Raw genomic sequence first — 23711 nt, forward strand, 5'->3', positions numbered from 1 at the left:
CGGCGTTTTTTGTTGCCTGGCGCACGTTCCGGAGACTTCGCCTGCCCGGTGGCGGCAACCGGACCGGCGTGCGGTGGTCACAGCGTCTAGGGTTATCGGCGAGCGATGATCCGCCAACACGGAGGTGCCACCATGTCCGGCAAGTTCCACCTGAAGAAGGCCGCCAACGGCCAGTTCCACTTCAACCTGGAGGCCAGCAACGGCCAGCCGATCCTCACCAGCGAGCTGTACAAGTCCAAGGAGTCGGCGCTCAACGGTATCGAGTCGGTGCGCAAGAACGCCGTGCGCGAGGGGGCGTTCGAGCCGCTGCTCGGCAAGGACGGTCGGCCCTATTTCGTGCTCAAGGCCAGCAACGGCCAGACCATCGGCCAGAGCCAGATGTATGCCAGCGTCGACGGCTGCAAGCTGGGCATGGAGTCGGTCAAGCGCCACGCCCCGGAGGCCGTGCTGGTCGACGCTACCCAGGGCTGAACCGTCAGTCGGCGGGCTTGTGGAACAGGTAGAACAGGTTCGGCTCGCTGACCAGGTAGAGGTTACCCGCATCGTCCAGGGCGATGCCCTCGGCCTGCGGCACCGAACGCTGCAGGCCGTGCTGGCCGGCCAGCAGCGACAGGCTGCTGATCGGCCGGCCGTGGCTGTCCAGCTCGAGCACCAGGCGCGACTCGTCGGACAACGCCAGCAGGTGGCCGCTGGCGCTGTCGTACTGCAGGCTGGACAGGTCGCGGACGAACAGTCGCCGGTCACGCTGCGGGTCGTCCTGTACCTGCACGGCCAGCGGCTGGGCCGCATCGACGTGGGGGAAGCCGCGGATCTCGTAGATGCGCATGGGGTCGCGCTCCTTGGCAACGAACAGGCGCTGGCCGGCGGAGTCGTAGGCCAGTCCCTCGAAACCCTTGTTGTCGTCGGCGTGCTCGATGCCCAGCGCCAGCTGCTGACCGTCGCGGGCGTCGAGGGCGGTGGCGCTGTCGTCGACGCGCACCTTGATCAGGCGCTGGTCGCGCTCGTCGCTGATCACGAACACGCCGGGGGCGATGTACTCGATCGCCTCCGGATCGCCGAAGCCGTGCAGGGCGATGCGCCGCAGGATGCGGCCGTCCAGCGACAGTTCGAGCAGCTCGGGGGTGGCGTTGGTCACCGTGAACAGGCTGCGCCGCCCGGGATCGAAGGTCAGCGCGGAGATGTCATCTTCCAGCCCCTCGATCGGCCGCGCCTCGATGGCCACCCGGTAGTCCGGCAGCCACAGCGAGCGCTCGCGCCACTCGGCGGTGTGCCGCCACTCGCGGACGAAGAACCAGCCGCGCTCGAACAGGCGCAGGTGCTGGGCGAAGGCCAGCAGGCCGAGCGCCAGGAGGGCGGCGAGCAGCCCGAGCAGCAGGCGTGCCGGGCGTGTGCGGCGCGGCGCAGGTGGCAACAGCGGCATGGTCTGGAAGCTCTTCATGGTGGGCTCCGTCTCCCGGCACTCGACTGAATGCACGAGCTTGCCCGCCTTGCATGAATCTAGGCTTAAAGCGTGGCGTCCGCCGGCTGGCGGCTGAACACGTAGAAGCGGTTCGGCTCGCCGACCACGTAGATGTTGCCGGCGGTGTCCATGGCCACGCCCTCGGCCTGGGCGATGCCGCGCACCAGGCCGTGCAGGCCGCTGAACAGGCCGATGAAGCTGCGCGGCTTGCCCTCCAGGTCGAGCTCGACCAGCAGGCGCGATTCGTCGGAGAGCAGCAGGGTATGCCCGCTGCGCGGATCGATGGCCACCGAGGACAGGTCGCGGACCAGCAGATGGGCGCCGGGCATCGGCTCCAGGCTGCCGGCGGCGCCGTCCTCGCCGGGGAACGGCAGGCTGAACAGGCCGAGCGGTTCGCGCTCCTTGGCCAGCAGCAGGCGGCGGGTGCGCGGGTTCCAGGCCAGCCCCTCGAAGCCCTTGTTGCCGGCATCGGCGAAGCCCAGGTCGTAGCTGGGCAGCGTGGCGAAGTCGAGGTGCTCGACGCCGGGCTCGAGGTGGAACACCGCGAGGCGCCGGCGGCGCTCGTCGACGATGGCCAGGCGGCCGTCGCCGAGGGCCTCGACCGCCTCGGGGTCGGAAAAACCGTCGAGGCGGATACGCCGCAGGATCACCCCGCCGGGGGTGAACTCGACCAGCTGCGGGTTCTGTCCGGTGACGGTGAACAGGGTGCCGGTCAGCGGGTTCCAGGTCAGGCCGGAGGTCTCGTCATCCTCGAGACCGGCCAGCTCGGTCTCCAGCTGCAGGCGGTAGTCCGGCAGCCAGATGCCGGACGTGCGCTCGGCGTCGGTCGCCGACTGCTCCTGCCAGAACAGCGCCAGCTGGTCATCCCAGTGCAGCAGATGGGTGGCGCTCAGCAGGGCGGTGGCGCCGAACAGCAGACAGACGAGCAGCAGGTGGCGCCAGCGGACGGGGCGGGAGGAGCGGAGCGGCATCGGCGACGGTCATGTGGACAGGGCGTGCCAGAATGCCTGCGCATTGTTGAAAAGCGTGTGAAGGGCGGACCGCAGGCGCACGCCGCGGCCCGCCGTCCGCTCAGAGCACGTGGGTCGCGAAGCGGCTCAGTCCGGGCAGCTCGACCACCAGCTGGTCGCCGCTGGCCAGCGGGCCGACTCCGGCCGGGGTGCCGGTGAGCACCACGTCGCCCGGTTGCAGGGAGAAGTGGCCGCTGATGTGGCGGATCAGCGGCAGGATCGGGGTCAGCATGTCGCGGCTGTTGCCGTCCTGGCGCACTTCGCCGTTGAGGGTCAGGCGCACGCCGATGTCGCTCAGGTCTTCCACCGCGTCGCTGGGCACGAAGGGCGACAGCGGGCAGGCGCCGTCGAAGGCCTTGGCGATCTCCCACGGATGACCCTTGTCCTTGAGGCGTGCCTGCACGTCGCGCAGGGTCAGGTCGAGGGCCACGCCGAAGCCGGAGATGGCGCCGAGGATCTCCTCGTCGTCCGGGTGGGTGGACAGCGGCTTGCCGATCAGCACGGCGATCTCGGTCTCGTAGTGCACCTCGCCGCGGCCTTCGGGAATGGCGAAGCCGCCTTCCAGATTGACCACCGCGGTGGCCGGCTTGATGAACAGCAGCGGCTCGCTGGGCACCGGGTTGTTCAGTTCCTTGGCATGTTCGGCGTAGTTGCGGCCGACGCAGACCACCTTGCCCAGCGGGAAGTGGATGCGCGTGCCGTCGGCGTACTGGTGCTGGTAGCTCATGCGTGACTCCTGAAGGCTGGGGTCCTTGACGGGCGAGAGGGGTGGCAGCCGGCATGCGGTCCGCCACCCTGGGCGCATCAGGCCGGGAAGATCTTGCCGGGGTTCATGATGCCGTTGGGATCGAATACCGCCTTGACCGCCTTCATGCAGGCGATTTCCTCGGCCGAGCGACTGTAGCCCAGGTAGTCGCGCTTGGTCATGCCCATGCCGTGCTCGGCGCTGATCGAGCCGTGGTACTTCTCCACGGTCTCGAACACCCACTTGTTGACGGTAGCGCACTTGGCGAAGAAGTCTTCCTTGGCCATGGCGTCGGGCTTGAGGATGTTCAGGTGCAGGTTGCCGTCGCCGATGTGGCCGAACCAGACGATCTCGAAGTCCGGATAGTGCTCGCCGACGATGCTGTCGATTTCCTTGAGGAACGCCGGCACCTTCGACACGGTGACCGAGATGTCGTTCTTGTACGGGGTCCAGTGGCTGATGGTCTCGGAGATGTACTCGCGCAGCTTCCACAGGTTCTGCAGCTGCTGCTCGCTCTGGCTCATCACGCCATCGAGCACCCAGCCCTGCTCGACGCAGTGCTCGAACAGCTCCAGCGCGGCGTTGGACACCTCCTCGCTGCTGGCTTCGAACTCGAGCAGCGCGTAGTACGGGCACTCGGTCTCGAACGCCGCCGGCACGTCGCCGCGGGCCAGCACCTTGGCCAGCGCCTTGTCGGAGAAGAACTCGAAGGCGGTCAGGTCGAGCTTGTCCTGGAAGGCGTGCAGCACCGGCATGATCGAGTCGAGGTCGGCGGCGCCGAGGACCATGGCGGTGAGGTTCTTCGGTGCGCGGTCGAGGCGCATGGTCGCTTCCACCACGAAGCCCAGGGTGCCCTCGGCGCCGATGAACAGCTGGCGCAGGTCGTAGCCGGTGGCGTTCTTGATCAGGTCGCGGTTCAGCTCGAGGATGTCGCCCTTGCCGGTGACCACCTTGAGGCCGGCGACCCAGTTGCGGGTCATGCCGTAGCGGATCACCTTGATGCCGCCGGCGTTGGTGCCGATGTTGCCGCCGATCTGGCTGGAGCCGGCCGAGGCGAAGTCCACCGGGTAGTACAGGCCCTGCTCTTCGGCGAAGTTCTGCAGCTGCTCGGTGACCACGCCGGCCTGGCAGCGCACGGTACGGTCGAAGGCGTTGAACTCGAGAATCTTGTTCATGTAGTCGAAGGCCACCACCACCTCGCCGTGGGCAGCGACGGCGCCGGCGGACAGGCCGGTACGGCCACCCGAAGGCACCAGGGCGACCTTGCGCTCGTTGGCCCAGCGCACGATGGCCTGCACTTCCTCGATGGACTTGGGGAAGGCGATGGCCAGCGGCGCCGGGGCGAACTGCTTGGTCCAGTCCTTGCCGTAGGCGTCCAGGGAGTCGGCGTCGGTCAGCACCTTGCCGGGCTCGACCAGTGTCTTCAGTTCTTCGATCAGGGCAGCTTGGCTCATCTGCGGAAATCTCGGGCGGTTCATGGTCACCCTGAGCAGGCTTCATGCTCGGGGATGGGCGCTTCGCGGGGGCGCTATGGTAGCATACGCACCCCGCCGATCGCGCCCGCCGCCGACTTTCGGGTCGGCACAGCCCGCGCTGTCCATCGCCCAGACAACCCCCGGGACAACAGGTTTACGCAGATGAGCAAGACGACCTCTCTCGACAAGAGCAAGATCAAGTTCCTTCTTCTCGAAGGTGTGCACCAGAACGCCGTGGACACCCTGAAGGCCGCCGGCTACACCAACATCGAGTACCTGAAGGGCGCCCTGTCCGGCGAGGAGCTCAAGGCCAAGATCGCCGACGTGCACTTCATCGGCATCCGCTCGCGCACCCAGCTGACCGAGGAAGTCTTCGACTGCGCCAAGAAGCTGGTAGCCGTCGGCTGCTTCTGCATCGGCACCAACCAGGTCGACCTCAACGCCGCCCGCGAGCGTGGCATCGCGGTGTTCAACGCGCCCTACTCGAACACCCGCTCGGTGGCCGAGCTGGTGCTGGCCGAGGCCATCCTGCTGCTGCGCGGCATCCCCGAGAAGAACGCCTCCTGCCACCGCGGCGGCTGGATCAAGTCGGCGGCCAACTCCTTCGAGATCCGCGGCAAGAAGCTCGGCATCGTCGGCTACGGCTCGATCGGCACCCAGCTCTCCGTGCTCGCCGAGGCCCTCGGCATGCAGGTCTACTTCTACGACGTGGTGACCAAGCTGCCGATCGGCAACGCCACCCAGATCGGCTCGCTGTACGAGCTGCTGGGCATGTGCGACATCGTCTCCCTGCACGTGCCGGAGCTGCCGTCCACCCAGTGGATGATCGGCGAGAAGGAAATCCGCGCGATGAAGAAGGGCGGCATCCTGATCAACGCCGCGCGCGGCACCGTGGTCGAGCTGGACCACCTGGCCGAGGCGATCAAGGACGAGCACCTGATCGGCGCCGCCATCGACGTGTTCCCGGTCGAGCCCAAGTCCAACGACGAGGAGTTCGAGAGCCCGCTGCGTGGCCTGGATCGCGTGATCCTCACCCCGCACATCGGCGGCTCCACCGCCGAGGCGCAGGCCAACATCGGTCTGGAAGTGGCCGAGAAGCTGGTCAAGTACAGCGACAACGGTACCTCGGTGTCCTCCGTGAACTTCCCGGAAGTGGCCCTGCCGGCCCACGCCGGCATGCACCGCCTGCTGCACATCCACCAGAACATCCCGGGCGTGCTCAGCGAGATCAACAAGGTGTTCGCCGACAACGGCATCAACATCTCCGGCCAGTTCCTGCAGACCAACGAGAAGGTCGGCTACGTGGTGGTCGACGTCGACAAGGAATACTCCGACCTGGCTCTGCAGAAGCTGCAGGAGATCAAGGGTACCATCCGCTGCCGCGTGCTGTTCTAAGCATCGCGCCAGGATGAAAAAGGGAGGCCTCGGCCTCCCTTTTTTGTTTTTGTGGTCCGCGCTTACTGCACGGTGATGGTGATCTTCTCCGACAGCACCGGCGGCTGGTGCGGGACATGGTTCTTGTCGCCCATCAGCAGCTGCAGGCTGTGCTGGCCCGGCGGCAGGGTCAGTTCGGTCTCGGTCTGGCCCTTGCCGAAGTGGCGGATGTTGTCGGTGGCCGGCAGCGGCTGATCCATGGCCGGCAGCTCGGCGACGTCGATCAGCAGGTGGTGATGGCCGGAGGCCGGGGCATCGGAGCCGGCCGGTGCCACGCTCATGCCCTCGAGGCCGAACTTGACGGTGAACGGTCCGCTGAGGGTGGCGCCGTCGGCGGGTTCGACGATGTGCACGGCGGCGCCAGCCGGGGCCGGGGTGCGCGGCACTTCGGCCATGGCCGGAGTGGCGAGGGCAACGGCGGCGAGCAGACCGCAGGTGGCAAGCAGAGAGCGCATCGCAAGGTTCCTTGTGCAGGGAAAGTCCCGTTACAGACTAGCCGCTCCGCTGCAAGGTTCCAGCCACAGGCGCAATTCAGAGCGGCCCGCTGCCGCGTCGGCGATACCAGCCGGTCAGCGACAGGCGCTCGCGGCCGGCCGGCAGCACCTCGTGGGGGAAGTCGGCGGACATGAACACCACCAGGGTGCCGGCGGCCGGCAGCACGTCCTGCTCACTGCCGTCGGCCAGTTCCATGCGCAGGGCGCCGCCGTGCTCGACCTGCCAGTCGGCGTTGAGGTAGCACACCGTGGTCACCGTGCGGCGGTCGTCGTCGCGGAAACGGTCGAGGTGGCGGCGGTAGAAGCTGCCCGGCGGATACAGGGCGAAGTGGCACTCGTAGTCCTCAAGGCCGAGGAACAGCTCGCGGTTGAGCGCCTCGCGCAACGTATCGAGCAGGTCGAGGTACTGGTCGGTGGCCGGCGTCTCGCCGCGTCCCAGCCACTGGATATGGTCGCCGCGGATGCCCTCGTCGACCAGCTGGGCGCTGCCGCGGCCGACCGAGGCGCGCGCCAGCTCGCCAGCGGCGTGGCGGCGGCGGCACTCCGCGGCCAGCGCGGCGCTCAGTTGCGGCGGCAGGGCGGCGGTCTGCACCGACCAGCCCTGGCTGGCCAGATCGTCGAGGATGCGGGAGATCAGCGGGGCGGCGGTGTCGTGCTCGGTCATGGCGCTTTCCAGAGGCTGGGCGGAGCCGCGGCCGGGCGGAGGGCCTGCGGCGCGGCAGCCGAGTGTACGGGTAGCGGGCGCGCCTGCCGAGCCACTTTTTGCCGCAGCGCGGACCGGCTGAACCAATGCCCGCGGCGATGGCCAAACCCACCAGGAGCGTCCGGCCTGGCGACCGCTGGCAGGCCGGCGCGCCTCGACAAGTTGGCCGCACAGCGCCGACAATACGCCCCTGTTTCGCTGGAGTTGCCATGCGTGTCCTGATCGCCCTCGCCCTCTGTGTCGTCAGCCTGCTGAGCCGGGCCGACGAGCACGACCTGCTCTACGAGCTGGCCGGCTGGCCGCAGCAGCGCGAACACTTCAGCGCCGCGCTGGTCAACGCCCAGCAGCGTTACCAGGGCAGCCTGCCGCCGGCGGTGTTCCAGACCCTGGTCGACAACAGCAACCGCCGTTTCGCGCCGCAGGCGATCGACCAGCGCGCGCTGGCCAGCCTGCGCCAGAGCCTGCCTGACCCGCTGCCGGCGATCCGCTTCTTCGACAGTCCGCTGGGCCGCGCGGTGGTCGCGCGCGAGGTGCGCGCCACCTCGCCCGCCGAGCTGCAGCGTCATGCCGACGGGCTGCCGCAGGTGAACGCCAGTGCCGCGCGGCGCGCCCTGGTGCAGCGCCTGGGCAAGGCGCTGCCGGCGCGCGAGGCCGGCGCCGAGGTCAGCCTGGCGCTGGCCGGAGTAGCCGCCGACAGCCTCAGCCAGATGCTGCCCGGGCTGTCCGGACTGCTCGGCAACGGCACCCCGCAGGACATGCTCAGCGGCCAGCGCGAGCGGCTGATGCAGCAGATCGATGGCCAGCTGGAGAACACCCTGCTGTACGTGTACCGCGAGCTGAGCGACGCCCAGCTCGCCGAGTACGTGGCCTTCGCCGAGTCGGTGGAGGGCCAGGTCTACTACCGCGCGGCGCTGCAGGCGATCCGCGCCGGTCTGCAGGGCGGGCAGTAAGCGCCGGAGGGTGCGCCACGCGCACCGCAGATATCCCCCTCGGTGTGCGTGGCGCACCTACGTCCGCAGCTCCTCCGCCAGCCGGCGGATCGCTTCCTGGCGCTCGGCCTGCTGCGGCAGATCGCCGTCGTTGAGGTTCGACCACTCGGGGTGGGCGCGCGCCCGGTGCAGGGGCTCCGGCAGTTTTCCTTCGCGCCAGGTCTGCTCCTGCGGGTTGTCCAGGCGCAGGCGCTGCTGCGCGGCGTGGCCGCGGCCTTCCAGCGCGGTCAGCAGCTGGCGCTGGCGCAGGGCGAGCAGGCGCAGCACGGCGTCGTCGACGCTCAGCTCGCGCTGGCCGGTGAGCTTGCCCTTGAGGCGCTGCCCGTAGTTGCGCAGGGTCTGCCAGCTGCCGCCGGCGATGGCGCCCAGCGCCGCGGCGGTACCCAGGGTGAGGCCGCCGACCAGCAGGTCGATGCCCGCACCGGCTGCGGCACCGGCCGCCATGCCGCCGCCGACCCGCACGCCGAGCTGCTTCAGGGTTTCCGCATGGAACAGGTCGTCGCCCCAGCGCCCGTCCAGCAGCGGCAGCGCGCCGGTCACGGCGTCGCCGGGGCGGAACGCGTACAGCTCGAGCAGCGCCTCGACGCAGCGCTGCTCGCGCTCGCGCAGTTCGCCCTGCAGCCGCTCGACCGCGGCGGTCAGGCTGGCCGCATCGCCGGGCACCAGGCGCCGGCAGGCGGCAGCGTCGAGCAGCAGCTCGGCGATCAGCCGCGCCCCGCCGGCACGGCGCGCCAGGCGCTGTGCCTGGTGATCGGCGATCAGTCGTTCCAGCGCCGGGCGCGCACGTTCCAGCAGCAGGGCGAGGCTCTCGTACAGGCGCCGCTCGCCGTCCAGCGGCGGCGCCACGCTGTCGAAGCACACCAGCGCGTGCAGGCCGAGGCGGGCCAGCGCGGCGCGCCAGTCGTCCTCGCGCTGCCGGCCGGCGGCGACGAAGTTGAGCACCGGCAGCAGCGGCTTGCCGCAGTCGGCGAGCACCGCCAGCTCGTCGCGGTACTTGGCCAGCACCGGCTCGCGGGCGTCGATCACGTACAGGCCGGCGTCGGAGGCGAGCAGCTGGCGCAGCACCTTGGCCTCCTGCTCGAAGCGCCCGCGCGCCTCGGGGCCGGCGAGAAAGCGCGTCAGCCGTTCCGGGCCGTCGAGACGCTCGCCGGGCGCGGCGAGGGCGTCGAGGAAGTCGCGCAGGGCGATGGCGTCCTCCAGGCCCGGGGTGTCGTACAGCTCGAGCAGCGCGCTGCCGTCCACCGTCAGGCGCGCGCCCTCGACGTGGCGGGTGGTGCTCGGCCGGTGCGATACCTCGCCGAAGTCGACGTCGCGGGTCAGGGTGCGCAGCAGCGAGGTCTTGCCGACGTTGGTGTGGCCAACCACGGCCAGCTTCAGCGGTTCAGTCATGCCCCTTCTCCAGCCAGTGCCAGGCCGCGCTGTCGGCCCACGGCAGGTGCAGGGCGTCGAGGGCGGCGTGCCAGTCGCCCAGGCGCTGGCTGTCCAGCGCTTCGCCGGGCGGCGCCGGCAGCAGCCAGATGCGCGTGGCGCTGGCGCTGCGCGCCAGCTCGCCGAGCAGCGCCAGGGTGCCGCGGTCCGGCGAGCGGCGCGGGTCGCAGGCGATCAGCAGGCGCGCCGGCGGATGCTGGCTGAGCTGCTCGAGCAGGCGGCGGCGCTGGGCGCCGTCGTCGAGGATGCCGGCATCGCGCACCCCGGCCGGCAGTGCCGGCGGCCAGGCGCGGCGGTCGTCCAGCTCCACCGCCACCAGCAGGGCGCCCCGGGCGCCGCTGTCGGTCTGCCCGGCGGCCGGCTGGTGCAGCTGCGCGGGGGCCAGGTCGCTGACGCCGAGGCGTTCGCTGGACGGCAACAGACGCGCGCGCAGGCGGCTGTAGCCGGGCTGGTCGAGATCCAGCTCGAGGCGGGCGAGGCCGCGCCGCCAGCGCCACAGGCAGAGCAGGGCGAGCAGGGCGCGCGGCAACAGGCCGTAGACCACGAACACGCCGAGCAGCCAGGCCGCCCAGGTCTGCCGCGCCGCCTCGCCGCCGACCACCGACTCGCCGCTGGCGCGCAGCAGCGCGAGGTCCGGCTGCGGGAAGCCGAGCAGGGCGGGCAGGGCGCCGAGGCCGTGGATCAGTGCGGCGAAGCTCTCCGCCGGCAGCAGGGTGGTTTCCCAGACGAAACCGTAGCGGCGGGTGGCCAGCTGGGCCAGCAGCACCGCCAGCGCGGCGAGCAGGGCGAGCAGCCACAGGCCGTGGCTGAGCAGGCCGAGCGCCCAGCGCTGCAGCCCGGCGCGGCCGAGCAGCTGGGCCAGGGCCGGGCCGAGCCAGGCGCCACGGCGGTCGCGCAGCAGACGGTCGCTCAGGCCCAGCCACAGGCGGCCGAGGGCGCTGCCGGCTTCGCCGCCTAAGGCCAGACCCAGCGCCCAGCCGGCGAGGGTGGCGAGATGCAGGCCGAGCAGGCTGCCCAGCGCCCACAGCAGGTTGACCGGGCGGGCGCCGTCGCCGAGTGCGGCGAAGGCCAGCCCGGCGCCGCTGCCGAGCGCCAGCACGGCGAGCAGCAGCAGGGCCAGGCGCGCGCCCTGGCGCCAGTGGCGCAGGGCCTGGTCGAGGCCGTCGCGGCAGGCCAGCAAGGCCGCGCGCTCGAGGATGCGCCGACGCAGGTCGCCGCCACCGGCGCGCGCCTGGCGGCAGGCCTCGGCGTCCTCCAGCGGGCCGCGCTGCTCCTCGGTCAGGCGCAGGGCTTCGGCCAGCCAGAGGGTGTCGGGGATGGACTTCAGCGGCACGCGGCCTCCATGGCGGCAGGGATCATGCGTCGAGGATAACCGCTGGCGCCGGCCCCGGCATCGTCAGGGTCGCTGTCGGCTGCTATCCTCGCGCCCCATGAAGACCTCGACACTCCCCCTCGCCCTGATCGCCGCGCTGGCCGACAACCGCGTGATCGGCATCGACAACCGCCTGCCCTGGCACCTGCCGGCGGATCTCAAGCACTTCAAGGCCGTGACCCTCGGCAAGCCGATCATCATGGGCCGCAAGACCTGGGATTCGCTCGGCCGGCCGCTGCCGGGCCGGCTCAACCTGGTGGTCAGCCGCCAGGCCGATCTCGTGCTGGACGGCGCCGAAGTATTCCTCTCCCTCGAGGCGGCCATCGCCCGCGCCGACCAGTGGGCGCGGGCGCAGGGCGCCGACGAACTGATGCTGATCGGCGGCGCCGAGTTGTACGCCCAGGGGCTGCCGCGCGCCGCGCGTCTGTACCTGACCCGCGTGCATCTCAAGCCGGCGGGTGATGCCTTCTTCCCCGAGTTCGCGGTGGACGGCTGGCGGCTGGCCGCGCGCGAGGAGCACGGGGCGACGGGCGAGACGCCGGCGCACGCCTACGAGACCTGGCAGCGCGTCTGATCGCCCTTCAGCCGTCACGGCGCAGGCGGAAGCGGCACACCGCGCCGCCACGCACCATGCATTCGCAGTGCTCGACGGCGGCACCGCCCAGACTGCCGATCAACGCCAAGTCCAGTTCGCAGACCTGCGGGTGGCGGCTGGCCAGGTGGTGGAACACGCAGTTGTGGGCGACGATTTCCGCCGCGCCGCCCGTGCGGGCGATCAGCTGCGCGGAGTAGCCGACCTGGTTCATGTGGTCGACGATGCGCGCCTCGTCCACCACCTGTGACTCCAGTCCGGCGGCCAGGCGCTGGCCCAGGCCGCGCAGCAGCGCCACCAGCTGTTCCTCGCCGATGCGCTGCGCCACCTCGCCGAGCAGCAGGTCGGCGAGCAGCTGGTACTGGCGGGGAAACAGCTCGCGTCCGCGCGCGCTGAGTCGGTGCAGCTGCTCCGGACGCCGGCCGGTGGGCCGGGTCGCGCCGCGCTCGACCAGGCCGTCGCGCTCGAGGGCGGCCAGGTGCTGGCGCACGGCGGTGCGGGTCACGGCGAGCTGCGCGGCCAGCCCCTCGATGCTCATGCCTTCCGGGGTGTGCAGCAGCGCGGCGAGCAGCGCCTGCTGGGTGTGGCCAAGTCCGGGAACCATCGGTACCTCGCCTGTCGTGGCGCGGGGCGCACTGCGCGCCCCGCTGCGGGTTTCAGAACTTGTCGGGGAACTGCTTGGCCAGCGCGCCGGCGAGGGCGTCGGCGATGGCCAGGATGTGCTCGCGCATGGCCTGCCAGGTCTGCGCCTCGCCGCTGTAGTCGGACCTGGCGAGTTGGTCGATCTGCGTGATGTGGTGGCCGCCGTGGGCGCCGAGCAGGCTCACCAGGCTGTCCTCCGCCAGGTAGGGGTTGGCCTTGGCCAGGAAGGCGGCGATGGCCCTGGCGTTGCTGGTCAGGGCGTCCACGGCCGACTTCTGCTTGCTCGGGTCCTTGGTCACGCTGGCGTCGCTGTAGTCCTTGATCGCGCCCCAGTGGCCGGCCAGCAGCTTGAGCAACTGGTCGGCGGCCGGCTGGCCGTACAGCGGCTGCAGGCTGTTGGCGATCGCGGTGGCGTTGGCCACCACTTGCTTGACGGCGCTCTGGGCCTGGGCGGTGTTGCCGGCCTGGTTGGCCAGGGCGTAGTTGCGGACCCAGAAGATGTGCTCGACCCACAGGTCGCGCAGGGCCAGGCGGGTATCCAGGACGGCGGCGGAGGCGGGCGCGGTGGCCGGCTGTGGCGTGGTCTGGCCCCAGGCCAGCGGCGCACAGAGCGCCAGCAGCAGGGTCAGGGTGCGGATGATCATGGCGGTATCCTCGTGAGATGGCTGATCCCCCAAGAACAATTAAAGCAGTAAAAAATGCCGAAATAGCTCCGGACAACGGCAACGGACGAACGGCAGTGCGCTTGCCGACCGGTGGCGCGCAGCAGAAAGGCGAACGCCCCGCGGGGCGGGGCGTTCGTCAGGGAAACGCTGGCGTTTCCGGGGGCGGGCTCAGTCCTCGAGCAGCGCCTTGTTGCGCACCGCGCCCTTGTCGGCGCTGGTGGCGAGCAGGGCGTAGGCCTTCAGCGCGGTGCTGACCTTGCGCGCGCGCGGGGCGGCCGGCTTCCAGCCCTTGTGGTCCTGGTGCAGGCGGCGGGCCTTCAGCTCGTCGTCGCCGACCAGCAGGCTGATGCTGCGGTTGGGGATGTCGATGAGGATCTTGTCGCCTTCCTCGACCAGGCCGATGGCGCCACCGGAAGCGGCTTCCGGCGAGACGTGGCCGATCGACAGGCCCGAGGTGCCGCCGGAGAAGCGGCCGTCGGTGAGCAGGGCGCACTGCTTGCCCAGGCCCTTGGACTTCAGGTAGCTGGTCGGGTAGAGCATTTCCTGCATGCCCGGGCCGCCCTTCGGGCCTTCGTAGCGGATCACCACGATGTCGCCCGGCTGGATCTCGTCGGCGAGGATGCCCTTCACCGCGGCGTCCTGGCTCTCGTAGATGCGCGCGCGGCCTTCGAACACGTGGATCGACTCGTCGACGCCGGCTGTCTTCACCACGCAGCCGTCCAGGGCGATGTTGCCGTACAGCACGGCCAGGCCGCCTTCCTGGGAGTAGGCGTTCTCGACGCTGCGGATGCAGCCCTCGAAGCGGTCGGTATCCAGGCTCGGCCAGCGGGTGGCCTGGCTGAACGCGGTCTGCGACGGGATGCCGGCCGGGCCGGCCTTGAAGAAGGTGTGCACCGCCTCGTCGCTGGTCTGGGTGATGTCCCAGGCGGCGATGGCGTCGGCCAGGGTCTTGCTGTGCACGGTCGGCACGTCGGTGTGCAGCAGGCCGCCGCGGGCCAGCTCGCCGAGGATCGAGAAGATGCCGCCGGCGCGGTGCACGTCTTCCATGTGGTACTTCTGGATGTTCGGCGCGACCTTGCACAGCTGCGGCACGCGACGCGACAGCTGGTCGATGTGGCGCAGGTTGAAGTCGACCTCGGCCTCCTGGGCGGCGGCCAAGAGGTGCAGGATGGTGTTGGTCGAGCCGCCCATGGCGATGTCCAGGGTCATGGCGTTCTCGAACGCCTTGAAGCTGGCGATCGAGCGCGGCAGCACCGACTCGTCGCCCTCGCCGTAGTAGCGCTGGCACAGTTCGACGATCAGGCGGCCGGCGCGCAGGAACAGCTGCTCGCGGTCAGCGTGGGTGGCCAGGGTGGTGCCGTTGCCTGGCAGCGACAGGCCGAGGGCCTCGGTCAGGCAGTTCATCGAGTTGGCGGTGAACATGCCCGAGCAGCTGCCGCAGGTCGGGCAGGCGCTGCGCTCGTACTCGGCGACGGTCTCGTCGGAGCAGGAGTCGTCGGCGGCGGCGACCATGGCGTCGACCAGGTCGAGGCCGTGGCTGGCCAGCTTGGTCTTGCCGGCTTCCATCGGACCGCCGGAGACGAACACCACCGGGATGTTCAGGCGCAGGGCGGCCATCAGCATGCCGGGGGTGATCTTGTCGCAGTTGGAGATGCACACCAGGGCGTCGGCGCAGTGGGCGTTGACCATGTACTCGACGGAGTCGGCGATGATCTCGCGGCTCGGCAGCGAATAGAGCATGCCGTCGTGGCCCATGGCGATGCCGTCGTCGACGGCGATGGTGTCGAATTCCTTGGCCACGCCGCCGGCCTTCTCGATCTCGCGGGCGACCAGCTGGCCGAGATCCTTCAGGTGCACGTGGCCGGGCACGAACTGGGTGAAGGAGTTGGCGACGGCGATGATCGGCTTCTTGAAGTCCTCGTCCTTCATCCCGGTGGCGCGCCACAGCGCGCGGGCGCCGGCCATGTTGCGGCCGAAGGTGGAGGTTTTCGAGCGATAGTCAGGCATGGCGGGTTCCCGGAATGCAGGCGGATACTGAGCTTTCCAGAATACCAGCGATTGGCGGGCGGGGGCAGCGGGGCGGATGGGCTGCGCGCGGCGCACCCTGTTCCAGACTGACTGGCGTAGGGTGCGCCATGCGCACCAGTGCGGTAGGGTGGAAAATGGCCGCAGGCCTTTTCCACCACCGGTACCGGTCTGGTGGACAAGGCTGCGCCGTTGTCCACCCTACACTCGGCCTCAGCTCGGCAGGATCCGGCAGGTCAGGCTCTTGATGTAGCGGGTCTCGTTGATCGCCGGGTGCACCGGGTGATCCGGGCCCTGGCCGCCGCGCTCGAGCAGCTGGATGTGGCGGTCGAGGTGGCGGGCGCTGGACAGCAGGATGTTCTGCAGGTCGTCCTCCGGCAGGTGCATCGAGCAGCTGGCGCTGACCAGGATGCCGTCCTTGTTGAGCAGGCGCATGGCCTGTTCGTTGAGGCGGCGGTAGGCGGCCTCGCCGTTCTTCAGGTCCTTCTTGCGCTTGATGAAGGCGGGCGGGTCGGCGACGATCACGTCGAAGCGCTCCTCGGCGGCCTTCAGCTCCTTGAGCGCCTCGAACACGTCGCCCTCGACGCAGGCCATCTTCTCGCCCACGCCGTTGAGCGCGGCGTTGCGCTCGACGCCGTCCAGCGCCAGCGCCGAGCCGTCCACGCACATCACCTCGGAGGCGCCGAATACCGCGGCCTGCACGCCCCAGCCGCCGACGTAGCTGAACAGGTCGAGCACCCGCTTGCCCTTGACGTAGGGTGCCAGGCGCGCGCGGTTGAGGCGGTGGTCGTAGAACCAGCCGGTCTTCTGCCCGCCCTGCACCGGCGCCTCGAACTTCACGCCGTTCTCTTCCAGGGACACCCACTCCGGCACCACGCCGAAGGCGGTCTCCACGTAGCGCTGCAGGCCCTCGGCATCGCGGGCGCTGGAATCGTTCTTGAACAGGATGCCGGCCGGCTTGAGCACCTGCACCAGCGCCTCGACCACCGCGTCCTTGTGGCGCTCCATGGCCGCCGAGGCCAGCTGCACCACCAGATGGTCGCCGAAGCGGTCGACCACCAGGCCCGGCAGCAGGTCGGAGTCGCCGTACACCAGACGGTAGCAGGGCGCGTCGAACAGGCGCTCGCGCAGGCTCAGGGCGACGTTGAGGCGGTGCACCAGCAGCGACTTGTCCAGCGGGTGCTTGACGTCGCGGGAGATCAGCCGCGCGCAGATCAGGTTCTGCGGGCTGATGGCGACGATGCCCAGCGGCTTGCCGCCGGCCATCTCGAGGATGGCCTGGTCGCCCGGCTGGAACAGCGACAGCGGGGTGGCCGCCACGTCCACCTCGTTGCTGTAGACCCACAGGTGGCCGGCGCGCAGGCGGCGCTCGGCGTTGGCTTTCAGTCGCAGGCTGGGCAGGGACATGGGGCTCTCTCGCAAAAAGCGCGCAGTATAGCGGAAGGCGCCGAGCCCGGCCGCAGCCATCCGCCGGCGGGCGGTGAGCGGCGGCGCCGATCCTGCTAAGGTGGCGTCCCCGAAGTTCCGCTCCGTATGATCGCCATGCCCGAACTGCCCGAAGTCGAAACCACCCGCCGCGGCATCGCCCCGCACCTGGAAGGCCACCGCGTGACCCGCGTGATCGTCCGCGAGCGACGCCTGCGCTGGCCGATTCCCGAGGATCTCGACGTGCGCCTGTCCGGGCAGCGCATCCTGCGGGTCGGCCGGCGCGCCAAGTACCTGCTGATCGAGGCCGAGTGCGGCACCCTGATCGGCCACCTGGGCATGTCCGGCAGCCTGCGCCTGGTCGAGGCCGGCCTGCCGGCGGAGAAGCACGAGCATGTCGACATCGTGCTGGATTCCGGGCTGGCGCTGCGCTACCACGATCCGCGACGCTTCGGCGCGCTGCTGTGGAGCGCGGCGCCGCTCGAGCACGAGCTGCTGCGCAAGCTCGGCCCCGAGCCGCTGGGCGACGACTTCGACGGCGAGCGGCTTTACCAGCTGTCGCGCGGGCGCAGCATGGCGGTCAAGCCGTTCATCATGGACAACGCGGTGGTGGTCGGCGTCGGCAACATCTACGCCAGCGAGGCGCTGTTCGCCGCCGGCATCGATCCGCGCCGCGAGGCCGGCTCGATCTCGCGGGCGCGTTACCTGCGGCTGGCCGAGGAGATCAAGCGCATCCTCGCCGCGGCCATCGACTGCGGCGGCACCACCCTGCGCGACTTCGTCGGCGGCGACGGCAAGCCCGGCTACTTCCAGCAGACCCTGCTGGTCTACGGCCGCGGCGGCGAATTCTGCAAGGTCTGCGGCAGTACCCTGCGCGAGGTCAAGCTGGGCCAGCGCGCCAGCGTGTACTGTCCGCGCTGCCAGCGCTGAGAGCGGCTTTCGCTCGCGGCGCGCTTGCGGCGATTGACGGCGTTCACGCTGAGGTCGGTCGATTCGCTGATATAGTTAACCCACGTGCAACGCGGCAAAAGGACCCTGCGCATGAATCTGTTCCGTTCCACCGCTCTCGGCCTGATCCTGACCACCGGCCTGGCCTCCCTTCCGCTGTCCGCGTCTGCCTCCCAGGACAACGTCAGCGGCGATCCCGCCTACACCCTGGAGGCCCCGCCGGCCTACGCCATGGTCGGCGACCTGGTCATCGCGCGTCCGCTGCTGATCGCCGGCACCGCCATTGGCGCCGTGCTGTTCGTCGTCAGCCTGCCGTTCTCGGCACTGGGCGGCAACGTCGAGGAAGCCGCGCAGGCGCTGGTGGTCGAGCCGGGCCGCGAGGCCTTCGTGCGCTGCCTGGGCTGCACCTCGTCCTGGGCGGAAAGCGAGCAGTACCAGCAGTAAGCCAGAGGGCGCCATCGCGGCGCCCTTGTTGTTTCGGGCTGTCCTCCACCCTTCCCCTTCGGGCAGAATCGCCATGCATCCGCCATCCGGCGGTCATGCCGCAGTCATGCCCCCACGGCAGGCGATTCCGCTACCGTGACACACTCCCGGCAGGACGCGGCGACGCTCACGCGGGGGAAAGTTCTTGTCGAAAAGCGCGCTTAACACGGCCGTCATGTGGATGCTGGCCGCGCTGCTGGCGTTGTCGTTCTGGTTCAGCCCCGACTGGACGCGGCTGGCCGGTGGCCTGGCGCTGTTCCTGTTCGGCATGCAGTGCCTGGAGGAGGGCCTGCGCCAGCTGGCCGGCAGCGAGCTGGAGCGTTTCCTCGCCCGGGCCACCGACCGCGCCTGGAAAAGCCTGGGCTTCGGCGTGTTCGCCACGGTGCTGCTGCAGTCCAGTTCGCTGGTTTCGCTGCTGACCATCGCCTTCCTCGGCACCGGCCTGATCGGTCTGGCGGCGGGGCTGTGCATCGTCTTCGGCGCCAATCTGGGCACCACCAGCGGCGTCTGGCTGCTGGCTCTGGCCGGTCAGAGCGCCAGCCTGAGCGTTCTGGCCCTGCCGCTGGCAGTGTTCGGCATCCTGCTCGGCTTCAACGGGCCGAGATCCCGGGGCATCGGTCGGGTGATGCTCGGGGTCTGCTTCCTGTTTCTCGGCATCGATCTGATGAAGACCGGCTTCACCGATGCCAGCGCCTGGCTGGATCCGGCGCAGGTGCACGTGTCCGGCCTCCTGGGCGTGCTGCTGTACGTGGCGGTGGGCATGCTCGCCACCGCGCTGCTGCAGTCCAGCCATGCCAGTCTGATGCTGACCCTGACGGCGCTGTCCGCTGGGCAGATCGGCCTCGAGCAGGCCTTCGCCCTGGCCATCGGCGCCAACATCGGCAGCACCATCACCGCGGTGCTCGGCTCGCTGGGCGGCGCCCGGGCCGGCAAGCGGCTGGCCATCGCCCACGTGCTGTTCAATGGCCTCACCGGGGTGCTGGTCCTGCTGCTGCTCGGACCGCTGACCCTGCTGACCGATCTGCTGGCCGTCCGCCTGGGGCTGGCCGGCAGTGCCGTGTTCCAGCTGGCGCTGTTCCATACCCTTTTCAACGGCCTCGGCCTGCTGCTGTTCCTGCCCTGGCACCGTGCGCTGGCCGGCTGGCTGGAGCGGCGCCTGCCCGAGGCGGCGGAACCGCACGTGCTGATCGCCGAAGTCAGCAACGGCCACGTCGCCCAGGAACTGCCGCAGACCCGCGCCCGCTACCTCGACGAGGCCGCACTGGGCTCGGCGGGGGCGGCGGTGCAGGCGGTGGCCCGCGAGCTGCAGCACCTCGCGCGGCTGAGCCTGGAGGTGATCTGCCACGCCCTGTACCTGCCGGTCGACCAGTTGAGCAGTGCGCAGATCGACGAGGCGGTGCTGCGCAGTTCGGCGCAGACGGCCGGGCATGCGCTGGATGCCGAGCAGCTGTACCAGCGCCACATCAAGGGCGTGTATGGCGACCTGCTGAGCTACATGGGGCGTCTGGAGGTCAATCTGGACGAGGCGCACAGCCGCGCCTGGGTGGCCAGCCAGGTGGTGGCGCTGCAGCTGGTGGATGCGGTGAAGGACGCCAAGCACCTGCAGAAGAACCTCAAGCGGCTGCTCACCGACGGCGATCCGGCGGTCAGCGCCGCCTATGCCGAGCTGCGCCGCCATCTGCTCTGGGTGCTGCGCGAAATGCGCGCGATCAGCCTGCTCGAGCTGCCCGCCGAGGCGCTGCGCGCGCGCCTGGAGATGTTCGACAACCAGGCGGCGGGCTTCGATGCGGCGTTCCGCGAGCGGCTGTTCGCCGCGGTGCGCGAGCAGCGCCTGGATGGCCTGCGCGCCGGCTCGCTGATGAATGACCTGGGCTACGCCAGCCGCATCGGCCAGAGCCTGCGCAACGTGTTGCTGCTGGGCCTCGGCGAGGGGCGCGAGGTGATGCCGCAGCTGCCGTTCCGCAGCGCCGGCGACGAGCCGCTGATCCGGCTCGAGAGCAAATGAAAACGCCGGCCCCGGGGCCGGCGTCCGTGCACATCAGGGGCGCGGCGCTCAGGCCTTGCCGCTGATGATCAGGTACTTCTGCATCAGCTCGTCGCGGCTTTCCGCGTGGTTGGGGTCGAGCGGGATGCAGTCCACCGGGCACACCTGCTGGCACTGCGGTTCGTCGTAGTGGCCGACGCACTCGGTGCACAGGTTCGGATCGATCTCGTAGATCTCCTCGCCCTGGGAAATGGCGCCGTTCGGGCACTCCGGTTCGCAGACGTCGCAGTTGATGCAGTCGTCGGTGATCATAAGGGACATGGGACAACTCCAGGAGCAGATACAGTCAACATGCTGCTTATTGTGCCGCAAGCACAGGCGGGCTGCACTCGCCGCGTCAGCCGGCGAAGCGCTCGCGCAGGGCCTCGGCGACGACCGGGTGGACGAACTTGTCGATGTCGCCGCCGAGCGCGGCGATTTCCCGCACCAGGGTCGAGGAGATGTAGGAGTACTTCTCCGACGGGGTGAGGAACAGGCTTTCCACGTCCGGGGCCAGTTGCCGGTTCATGTTGGCCAGCTGGAACTCGTACTCGAAGTCGGAGACGGCGCGCAGGCCGCGCAGCAGGACGTTGGCCTGCTGCTGGTGGGCGAACTGGGCGAGCAGGTTGGAGAAGCCGAGCACCCGCACGTTGGGCAGGTGGGCGCTGACCGCCTGGGCCAGCTCGACGCGCTTGTCGAGGCTGAACAGCGGGTTCTTCTTCGGGCTGGCCGCCACCGCGATGATCACCTCGTCGAACAGGCGCGAGGCGCGCTCGATCAGGTCGCCATGGCCCTTGGTGATCGGGTCGAAAGTGCCCGGGTAAAGCACGCGATTCATCCAGTTGTCCTGTCGGCAGGGAGCGGAGGAGGCCCGGATGGTAGCGCAGCGCCGACCGGGCGGCCAAGCCAAAGCTATGGCTGCGATTCAGGCACCGCTCTCGACGGGGGCGCCGCAGACCCGGTTGCGGCCGCTGCCCTTGGCGGCATAGAGCGCCTGGTCGACGCGCTGCAGCAGGCTCTCGTGGCTGTCGCCGGGGTGCGCGCTGGTGACTCCGAAGCTGGCGGTGACCCGGCCGACCGCAGGGAAGGGCGCGCTTTCCAGCAGCTGGCGCAAGGCCTCGGCCAGCTGGCCGGCCTGGGCGGCGTCGGTTTCCGGGCAGATCACGATGAACTCCTCGCCACCGAGGCGGCAGAAGCAGTCGAGGCGCCGCAGGCGCGCGGCGATGCGCCGGCACAGCTCGCGGAGCACCTGATCGCCGGCATCGTGGCCGAAACTGTCGTTGATCCGCTTGAAGTGGTCGATGTCCAGCATGATCAGGCTGAACGGGCGCCCGGTGCGGTTGCGCCGCTCCAGCTCGATATGCAGCTGGTCGAGGAAGTAGCGGCGGTTGTGGATGCCGGTCAGCGGGTCGGTGATGGTCAGGGTGCGCAGCTCGTCCTCGACCTGCTTGAGGCTGGTGATGTCGGCGATGAAGCCGTGCCAGAGCACCGAGCCGTCCGGCAGGCGCTCCGGCATGGCGTCGCCGCGCAGCCAGCGCAGGCCGCGCTGCGGCAGCTGCACGCGATAGTCCTCCTGCCAGCGGAGCAGGGCGCTGGCCGACGCGTGGATCGAGCGGTCGATGCGCGCGCGATCGTCGGGGTGCAGGCGGGCGAACACCGGCGAGGCGTCCGCGCGCACCTGCTCGGGGCTGACCTCGTAGACCTCGTGGATGCCGGCGCTGGCGTAGGGGAAGCAGCTGCGGCCGTCGGGGTACAGGCGGAACTGGTAGATGCTGCCGGGGACCTGCGCGCCGAGCTTCTGCAGCAGGTGGCTGTGTTCCTCCAGTGCCCGGCGGGTGCGCATTCGTTCGCCGATGTCGATGGCGATCAGCAGATAGCCGTCGAGCTGGCCGTCGGCGGCGAGGATGGCGGACAGCATCAGGGTCACCTGTAGCGGCTCGCGGTTGCGCCTGAGCAGCACGGTGTCCAGCTCGCGGTGCTGGCGCGTGCGGAGCAGGGCGGCGAGCAGGGCCGGAACGGCGTCCGGCACCTCGGCCAGCCCGGCGCTGGCGGCCAGCGGCTTGGCGGCGAGCAGCGGGCTGGCGGCCTGGCCGAGGATTTCCGTGCGGTCGTAGCCCAGCAGGCGCTCGGCGCCGGCATTGAAGGTGCGGACTTCGCCGGCGCGGTCGATGCCGATGATGGCGACCTGGGTGGCCGCCTCGAGCAGCCCCTGCAGGCGCGCATGGCTCTGGCGCAGCTCCAGTTCCAGGGCCTTGCGCATCGAGATGTCGACGTGGGTGCCGATGATGCGCGCCGGCTGGCCGTCGGGCAGCCGTTCGACCACCTTGCCGCGTGCCAGCAGCCATTTCCAGCCACCGTCCTTGCAGCGCAGCCGCTTCTCGCTGCGGTACAGCGGCGTGCGCCCGGCCAGGTGCTCGTGCAGCGCCTGCTCGCAGCGCGCGGCATCCTCCGGATGCAGGCGGCTGCGCCACTCCTCGGGGCGGTCGCCGATCTCGTCCTCGGCGTAGCCGAGCATGCGCTTCCACATCGGAGACAGGTACAGGCGATCGGCGAGCAGGTCCCAGTCCCACACGCCGTCGCCGATACCGTCGAGGGCCAGCGCCCAGCGCTCCTCGCTGAGGCGCAGGGCCTCGCGGCTTTCCTGCAGCTCGGCGGTGCGCCGCTCGACCAGGGCGAGGGCGCGTTGGCGCTGGCTGAGCAGGACGAACAGCAGAACGCCGAGCAGCAGGCTGAGCGCCGTACCCGGCAGGGCGATGCTCCAGACCGGCAGGACCGGGTGCTGGGCCAGGAAGCGGGTGGTGGGGCGGATCACCAGGTGGAAGTCGCCGCCCGCGGTGCGCAGTTCGCGGCTGGCCAGCAACGAGCTGTCGGCGGCCGGACGGCCGAGGTGGTAGGTCGGTGTGGCGCCCGCGTGGATCGGATCGTGCAGCTCGAGGGCCAGGCTCTCCAGGGTCAGCGCGGTCTGTCCCTCTTCGAGTAGCTGGCGCAGGCTGATCGTGCTGAACAGCGCACCGCGCAGGGGCGCGGCGGCGTGGCTGCCGGCGTGGGCCGTGGCGGCACGGTCGCGCACCGGGGCGACCAGCAGCAGGCCGAGCCGGTCGGCCTCGGCCCCGCTGGTGAAGCGCAGGATGGCGCTGCGGCTGATGTGGTCATGGCGCAGGGCATCCTCCAGCGCCTCGCGCCGTGGGCCGGGCGAGGCCATGTCCTGGCCGAGCGGCAGCTCGCTGACGCTGCGCGACAGGCTGAACAGCAGCGGGTAATAGTGTCCGCGCGGCTGCAGCGGCTGCAGGCGGCCCTGGCTGTCCGCCTCGCGCAGCTGGAAGCCGCTGCCGACCAGGATTTCCGCGCGGCGGGCGAAGGCCAGCAGCTGCGCGTCGCGGATGGCGGGGTCGACCTTCAGCAGCGGCGCCCACGACAGCACCAGGTGGTCGTCGAGCAGCGGTCTGGCGAAGCGCTCGAACTCGCTGCGGCTCACCGCAGCGGAGCTTTCGAAGAAGCGCCGCACGCTGTCGAGGTCGCGCTGGCGAGTCTCGAGCCGCTCCTCGAGGCGGGCGAGGCGTTCCCCGGCGAGCTGGTCGAAGTGCTGCTGGCGCAGGGCCTGGCTGTCATGGTGCAGCTTGAGGCTCAGCCAGGTGGTGAGGGCGAGTCCGATCAGGACCAGCAGGCAGCACAGCGCCCACTGGCAGCGACGGCTGCAGCGCAGGGGTAGGGCGTCGCGGGGGGCGGACATGCAGGCTCCTTGTCCGCCGTACTTCAGGCAGGCAACGGCCGGACTATTCGCCAAGGATATCGTCCGGGC

Annotated in this window: 22 protein-coding genes; 7 read left to right on the top strand and 15 right to left on the bottom strand. The window is 70.2% G+C overall.

Annotated features, from left to right (window positions below; all coding sequences use genetic code 11):
- Positions 1 to 132 precede the first annotated feature (132 nt).
- Positions 133 to 471 carry a YegP family protein gene (locus BLT78_RS18700; protein ID WP_090351323.1) on the top strand — a complete coding sequence of 113 codons (339 nt, stop codon included), beginning with the start codon at positions 133 to 135 and terminating at the stop codon, positions 469 to 471.
- Between the two features lie 4 nt (positions 472 to 475).
- On the opposite strand, the gene BLT78_RS18705 is transcribed toward BLT78_RS18700, so the two are convergent.
- The 4 genes from BLT78_RS18705 to BLT78_RS18720 form a co-directional block, all read right to left on the bottom strand.
- The gene (locus tag BLT78_RS18705; protein ID WP_090352412.1) at positions 476 to 1420 is read right to left on the bottom strand and encodes an SdiA-regulated domain-containing protein; all 945 of its coding nucleotides are present in this window, start codon (positions 1418 to 1420) and stop codon (positions 476 to 478) included.
- Between the two features lie 83 nt (positions 1421 to 1503).
- Complete coding sequence (locus BLT78_RS18710) at positions 1504 to 2430, bottom strand: SdiA-regulated domain-containing protein (RefSeq protein ID WP_090351325.1); 927 nt, start codon at positions 2428 to 2430, stop codon at positions 1504 to 1506.
- Between the two features lie 100 nt (positions 2431 to 2530).
- The gene (locus BLT78_RS18715) at positions 2531 to 3196 is read right to left on the bottom strand and encodes a fumarylacetoacetate hydrolase family protein (RefSeq protein WP_090351326.1); all 666 of its coding nucleotides are present in this window, start codon (positions 3194 to 3196) and stop codon (positions 2531 to 2533) included.
- Positions 3197 to 3273: 77 nt separating this feature from the next.
- Positions 3274 to 4668, bottom strand: a complete 1395-nt coding sequence (locus BLT78_RS18720) for an FAD-binding oxidoreductase (RefSeq protein ID WP_090351328.1) — start codon at positions 4666 to 4668, stop codon at positions 3274 to 3276.
- Positions 4669 to 4851: 183 nt separating this feature from the next.
- Here BLT78_RS18720 and serA point away from each other — a divergent pair, with 183 nt between their 5' ends.
- Positions 4852 to 6084 (top strand): phosphoglycerate dehydrogenase, encoded by a 1233-nt coding sequence (gene serA, locus BLT78_RS18725; RefSeq protein ID WP_090351330.1) that lies wholly within the window; start codon positions 4852 to 4854, stop codon positions 6082 to 6084.
- Positions 6085 to 6146: 62 nt separating this feature from the next.
- Here the strand turns inward: serA and BLT78_RS18730 are convergent, their stop codons facing one another.
- Together BLT78_RS18730 and BLT78_RS18735 are read right to left on the bottom strand one after the other, a co-directional pair.
- Positions 6147 to 6578 carry a DUF4399 domain-containing protein gene (locus BLT78_RS18730; RefSeq protein ID WP_090351332.1) on the bottom strand — a complete coding sequence of 144 codons (432 nt, stop codon included), beginning with the start codon at positions 6576 to 6578 and terminating at the stop codon, positions 6147 to 6149.
- 76 nt (positions 6579 to 6654) lie between these two features.
- Positions 6655 to 7281, bottom strand: coding sequence for a 2OG-Fe(II) oxygenase (locus tag BLT78_RS18735; RefSeq protein WP_090351334.1), 627 nt, complete (start codon positions 7279 to 7281; stop codon positions 6655 to 6657).
- Between the two features lie 248 nt (positions 7282 to 7529).
- Between BLT78_RS18735 and BLT78_RS18740 the strand changes: the two genes are divergently transcribed.
- The gene (locus BLT78_RS18740) at positions 7530 to 8270 is read left to right on the top strand and encodes a hypothetical protein (RefSeq protein ID WP_090351335.1); all 741 of its coding nucleotides are present in this window, start codon (positions 7530 to 7532) and stop codon (positions 8268 to 8270) included.
- 57 nt (positions 8271 to 8327) lie between these two features.
- Here BLT78_RS18740 and BLT78_RS18745 read toward each other — a convergent pair whose 3' ends face one another.
- Complete coding sequence (locus BLT78_RS18745) at positions 8328 to 9698, bottom strand: DUF3482 domain-containing protein (protein WP_090351337.1); 1371 nt, start codon at positions 9696 to 9698, stop codon at positions 8328 to 8330.
- Positions 9691 to 11070 (bottom strand): DUF2868 domain-containing protein, encoded by a 1380-nt coding sequence (locus tag BLT78_RS18750; RefSeq protein WP_090351339.1) that lies wholly within the window; start codon positions 11068 to 11070, stop codon positions 9691 to 9693. The genes BLT78_RS18745 and BLT78_RS18750 overlap by 8 nt, the downstream gene beginning before the upstream one ends.
- Positions 11071 to 11167: 97 nt before the next feature.
- On the opposite strand from BLT78_RS18750, the gene BLT78_RS18755 reads away from it, so the two are divergent.
- Positions 11168 to 11683, top strand: a complete 516-nt coding sequence (locus BLT78_RS18755; protein WP_090351340.1) for a dihydrofolate reductase — start codon at positions 11168 to 11170, stop codon at positions 11681 to 11683.
- A 7-nt stretch (positions 11684 to 11690) separates the two neighbouring features.
- On the opposite strand, the gene BLT78_RS18760 is transcribed toward BLT78_RS18755, so the two are convergent.
- The 4 genes from BLT78_RS18760 to BLT78_RS18775 form a co-directional block, all read right to left on the bottom strand.
- A complete protein-coding gene (locus BLT78_RS18760; RefSeq protein WP_090351341.1) occupies positions 11691 to 12305 on the bottom strand; it encodes a helix-turn-helix transcriptional regulator in 615 nt (204 codons plus the stop codon).
- A 52-nt stretch (positions 12306 to 12357) separates the two neighbouring features.
- Positions 12358 to 12987, bottom strand: a complete 630-nt coding sequence (locus BLT78_RS18765; RefSeq protein ID WP_090351343.1) for a hypothetical protein — start codon at positions 12985 to 12987, stop codon at positions 12358 to 12360.
- A 189-nt stretch (positions 12988 to 13176) separates the two neighbouring features.
- A complete protein-coding gene (gene ilvD, locus BLT78_RS18770) occupies positions 13177 to 15015 on the bottom strand; it encodes a dihydroxy-acid dehydratase (protein WP_090351345.1) in 1839 nt (612 codons plus the stop codon).
- A 231-nt stretch (positions 15016 to 15246) separates the two neighbouring features.
- Complete coding sequence (locus BLT78_RS18775; protein ID WP_090351346.1) at positions 15247 to 16440, bottom strand: class I SAM-dependent rRNA methyltransferase; 1194 nt, start codon at positions 16438 to 16440, stop codon at positions 15247 to 15249.
- Between the two features lie 135 nt (positions 16441 to 16575).
- Between BLT78_RS18775 and mutM the strand changes: the two genes are divergently transcribed.
- From mutM to BLT78_RS18790, 3 genes are all read left to right on the top strand, one after another.
- The gene (gene mutM, locus BLT78_RS18780) at positions 16576 to 17388 is read left to right on the top strand and encodes a bifunctional DNA-formamidopyrimidine glycosylase/DNA-(apurinic or apyrimidinic site) lyase (protein ID WP_090352413.1); all 813 of its coding nucleotides are present in this window, start codon (positions 16576 to 16578) and stop codon (positions 17386 to 17388) included.
- A gap of 111 nt (positions 17389 to 17499) precedes the next feature.
- Entirely contained in the window at positions 17500 to 17850 is a 351-nt protein-coding gene (locus BLT78_RS18785; RefSeq protein WP_090351348.1) for a multidrug transporter, read from the top strand.
- A 214-nt stretch (positions 17851 to 18064) separates the two neighbouring features.
- Positions 18065 to 19894 (top strand): Na/Pi cotransporter family protein, encoded by a 1830-nt coding sequence (locus BLT78_RS18790; RefSeq protein ID WP_090351349.1) that lies wholly within the window; start codon positions 18065 to 18067, stop codon positions 19892 to 19894.
- A gap of 48 nt (positions 19895 to 19942) precedes the next feature.
- Here BLT78_RS18790 and BLT78_RS18795 read toward each other — a convergent pair whose 3' ends face one another.
- From BLT78_RS18795 to BLT78_RS18805, 3 genes are all read right to left on the bottom strand, one after another.
- Positions 19943 to 20194, bottom strand: coding sequence for a YfhL family 4Fe-4S dicluster ferredoxin (locus BLT78_RS18795; protein ID WP_090351351.1), 252 nt, complete (start codon positions 20192 to 20194; stop codon positions 19943 to 19945).
- A 76-nt stretch (positions 20195 to 20270) separates the two neighbouring features.
- Positions 20271 to 20750: a pantetheine-phosphate adenylyltransferase gene (coaD, locus tag BLT78_RS18800; RefSeq protein WP_090351352.1), complete on the bottom strand. Its 480-nt coding sequence runs from the start codon at positions 20748 to 20750 to the stop codon at positions 20271 to 20273.
- A gap of 87 nt (positions 20751 to 20837) precedes the next feature.
- Positions 20838 to 23642 (bottom strand): diguanylate cyclase, encoded by a 2805-nt coding sequence (locus BLT78_RS18805; RefSeq protein ID WP_090351354.1) that lies wholly within the window; start codon positions 23640 to 23642, stop codon positions 20838 to 20840.
- Positions 23643 to 23711 lie beyond the last annotated feature (69 nt).

The sequence above is a fragment of the Pseudomonas oryzae genome (assembly GCF_900104805.1).
GTDB lineage: Bacteria > Pseudomonadota > Gammaproteobacteria > Pseudomonadales > Pseudomonadaceae > Geopseudomonas > Geopseudomonas oryzae.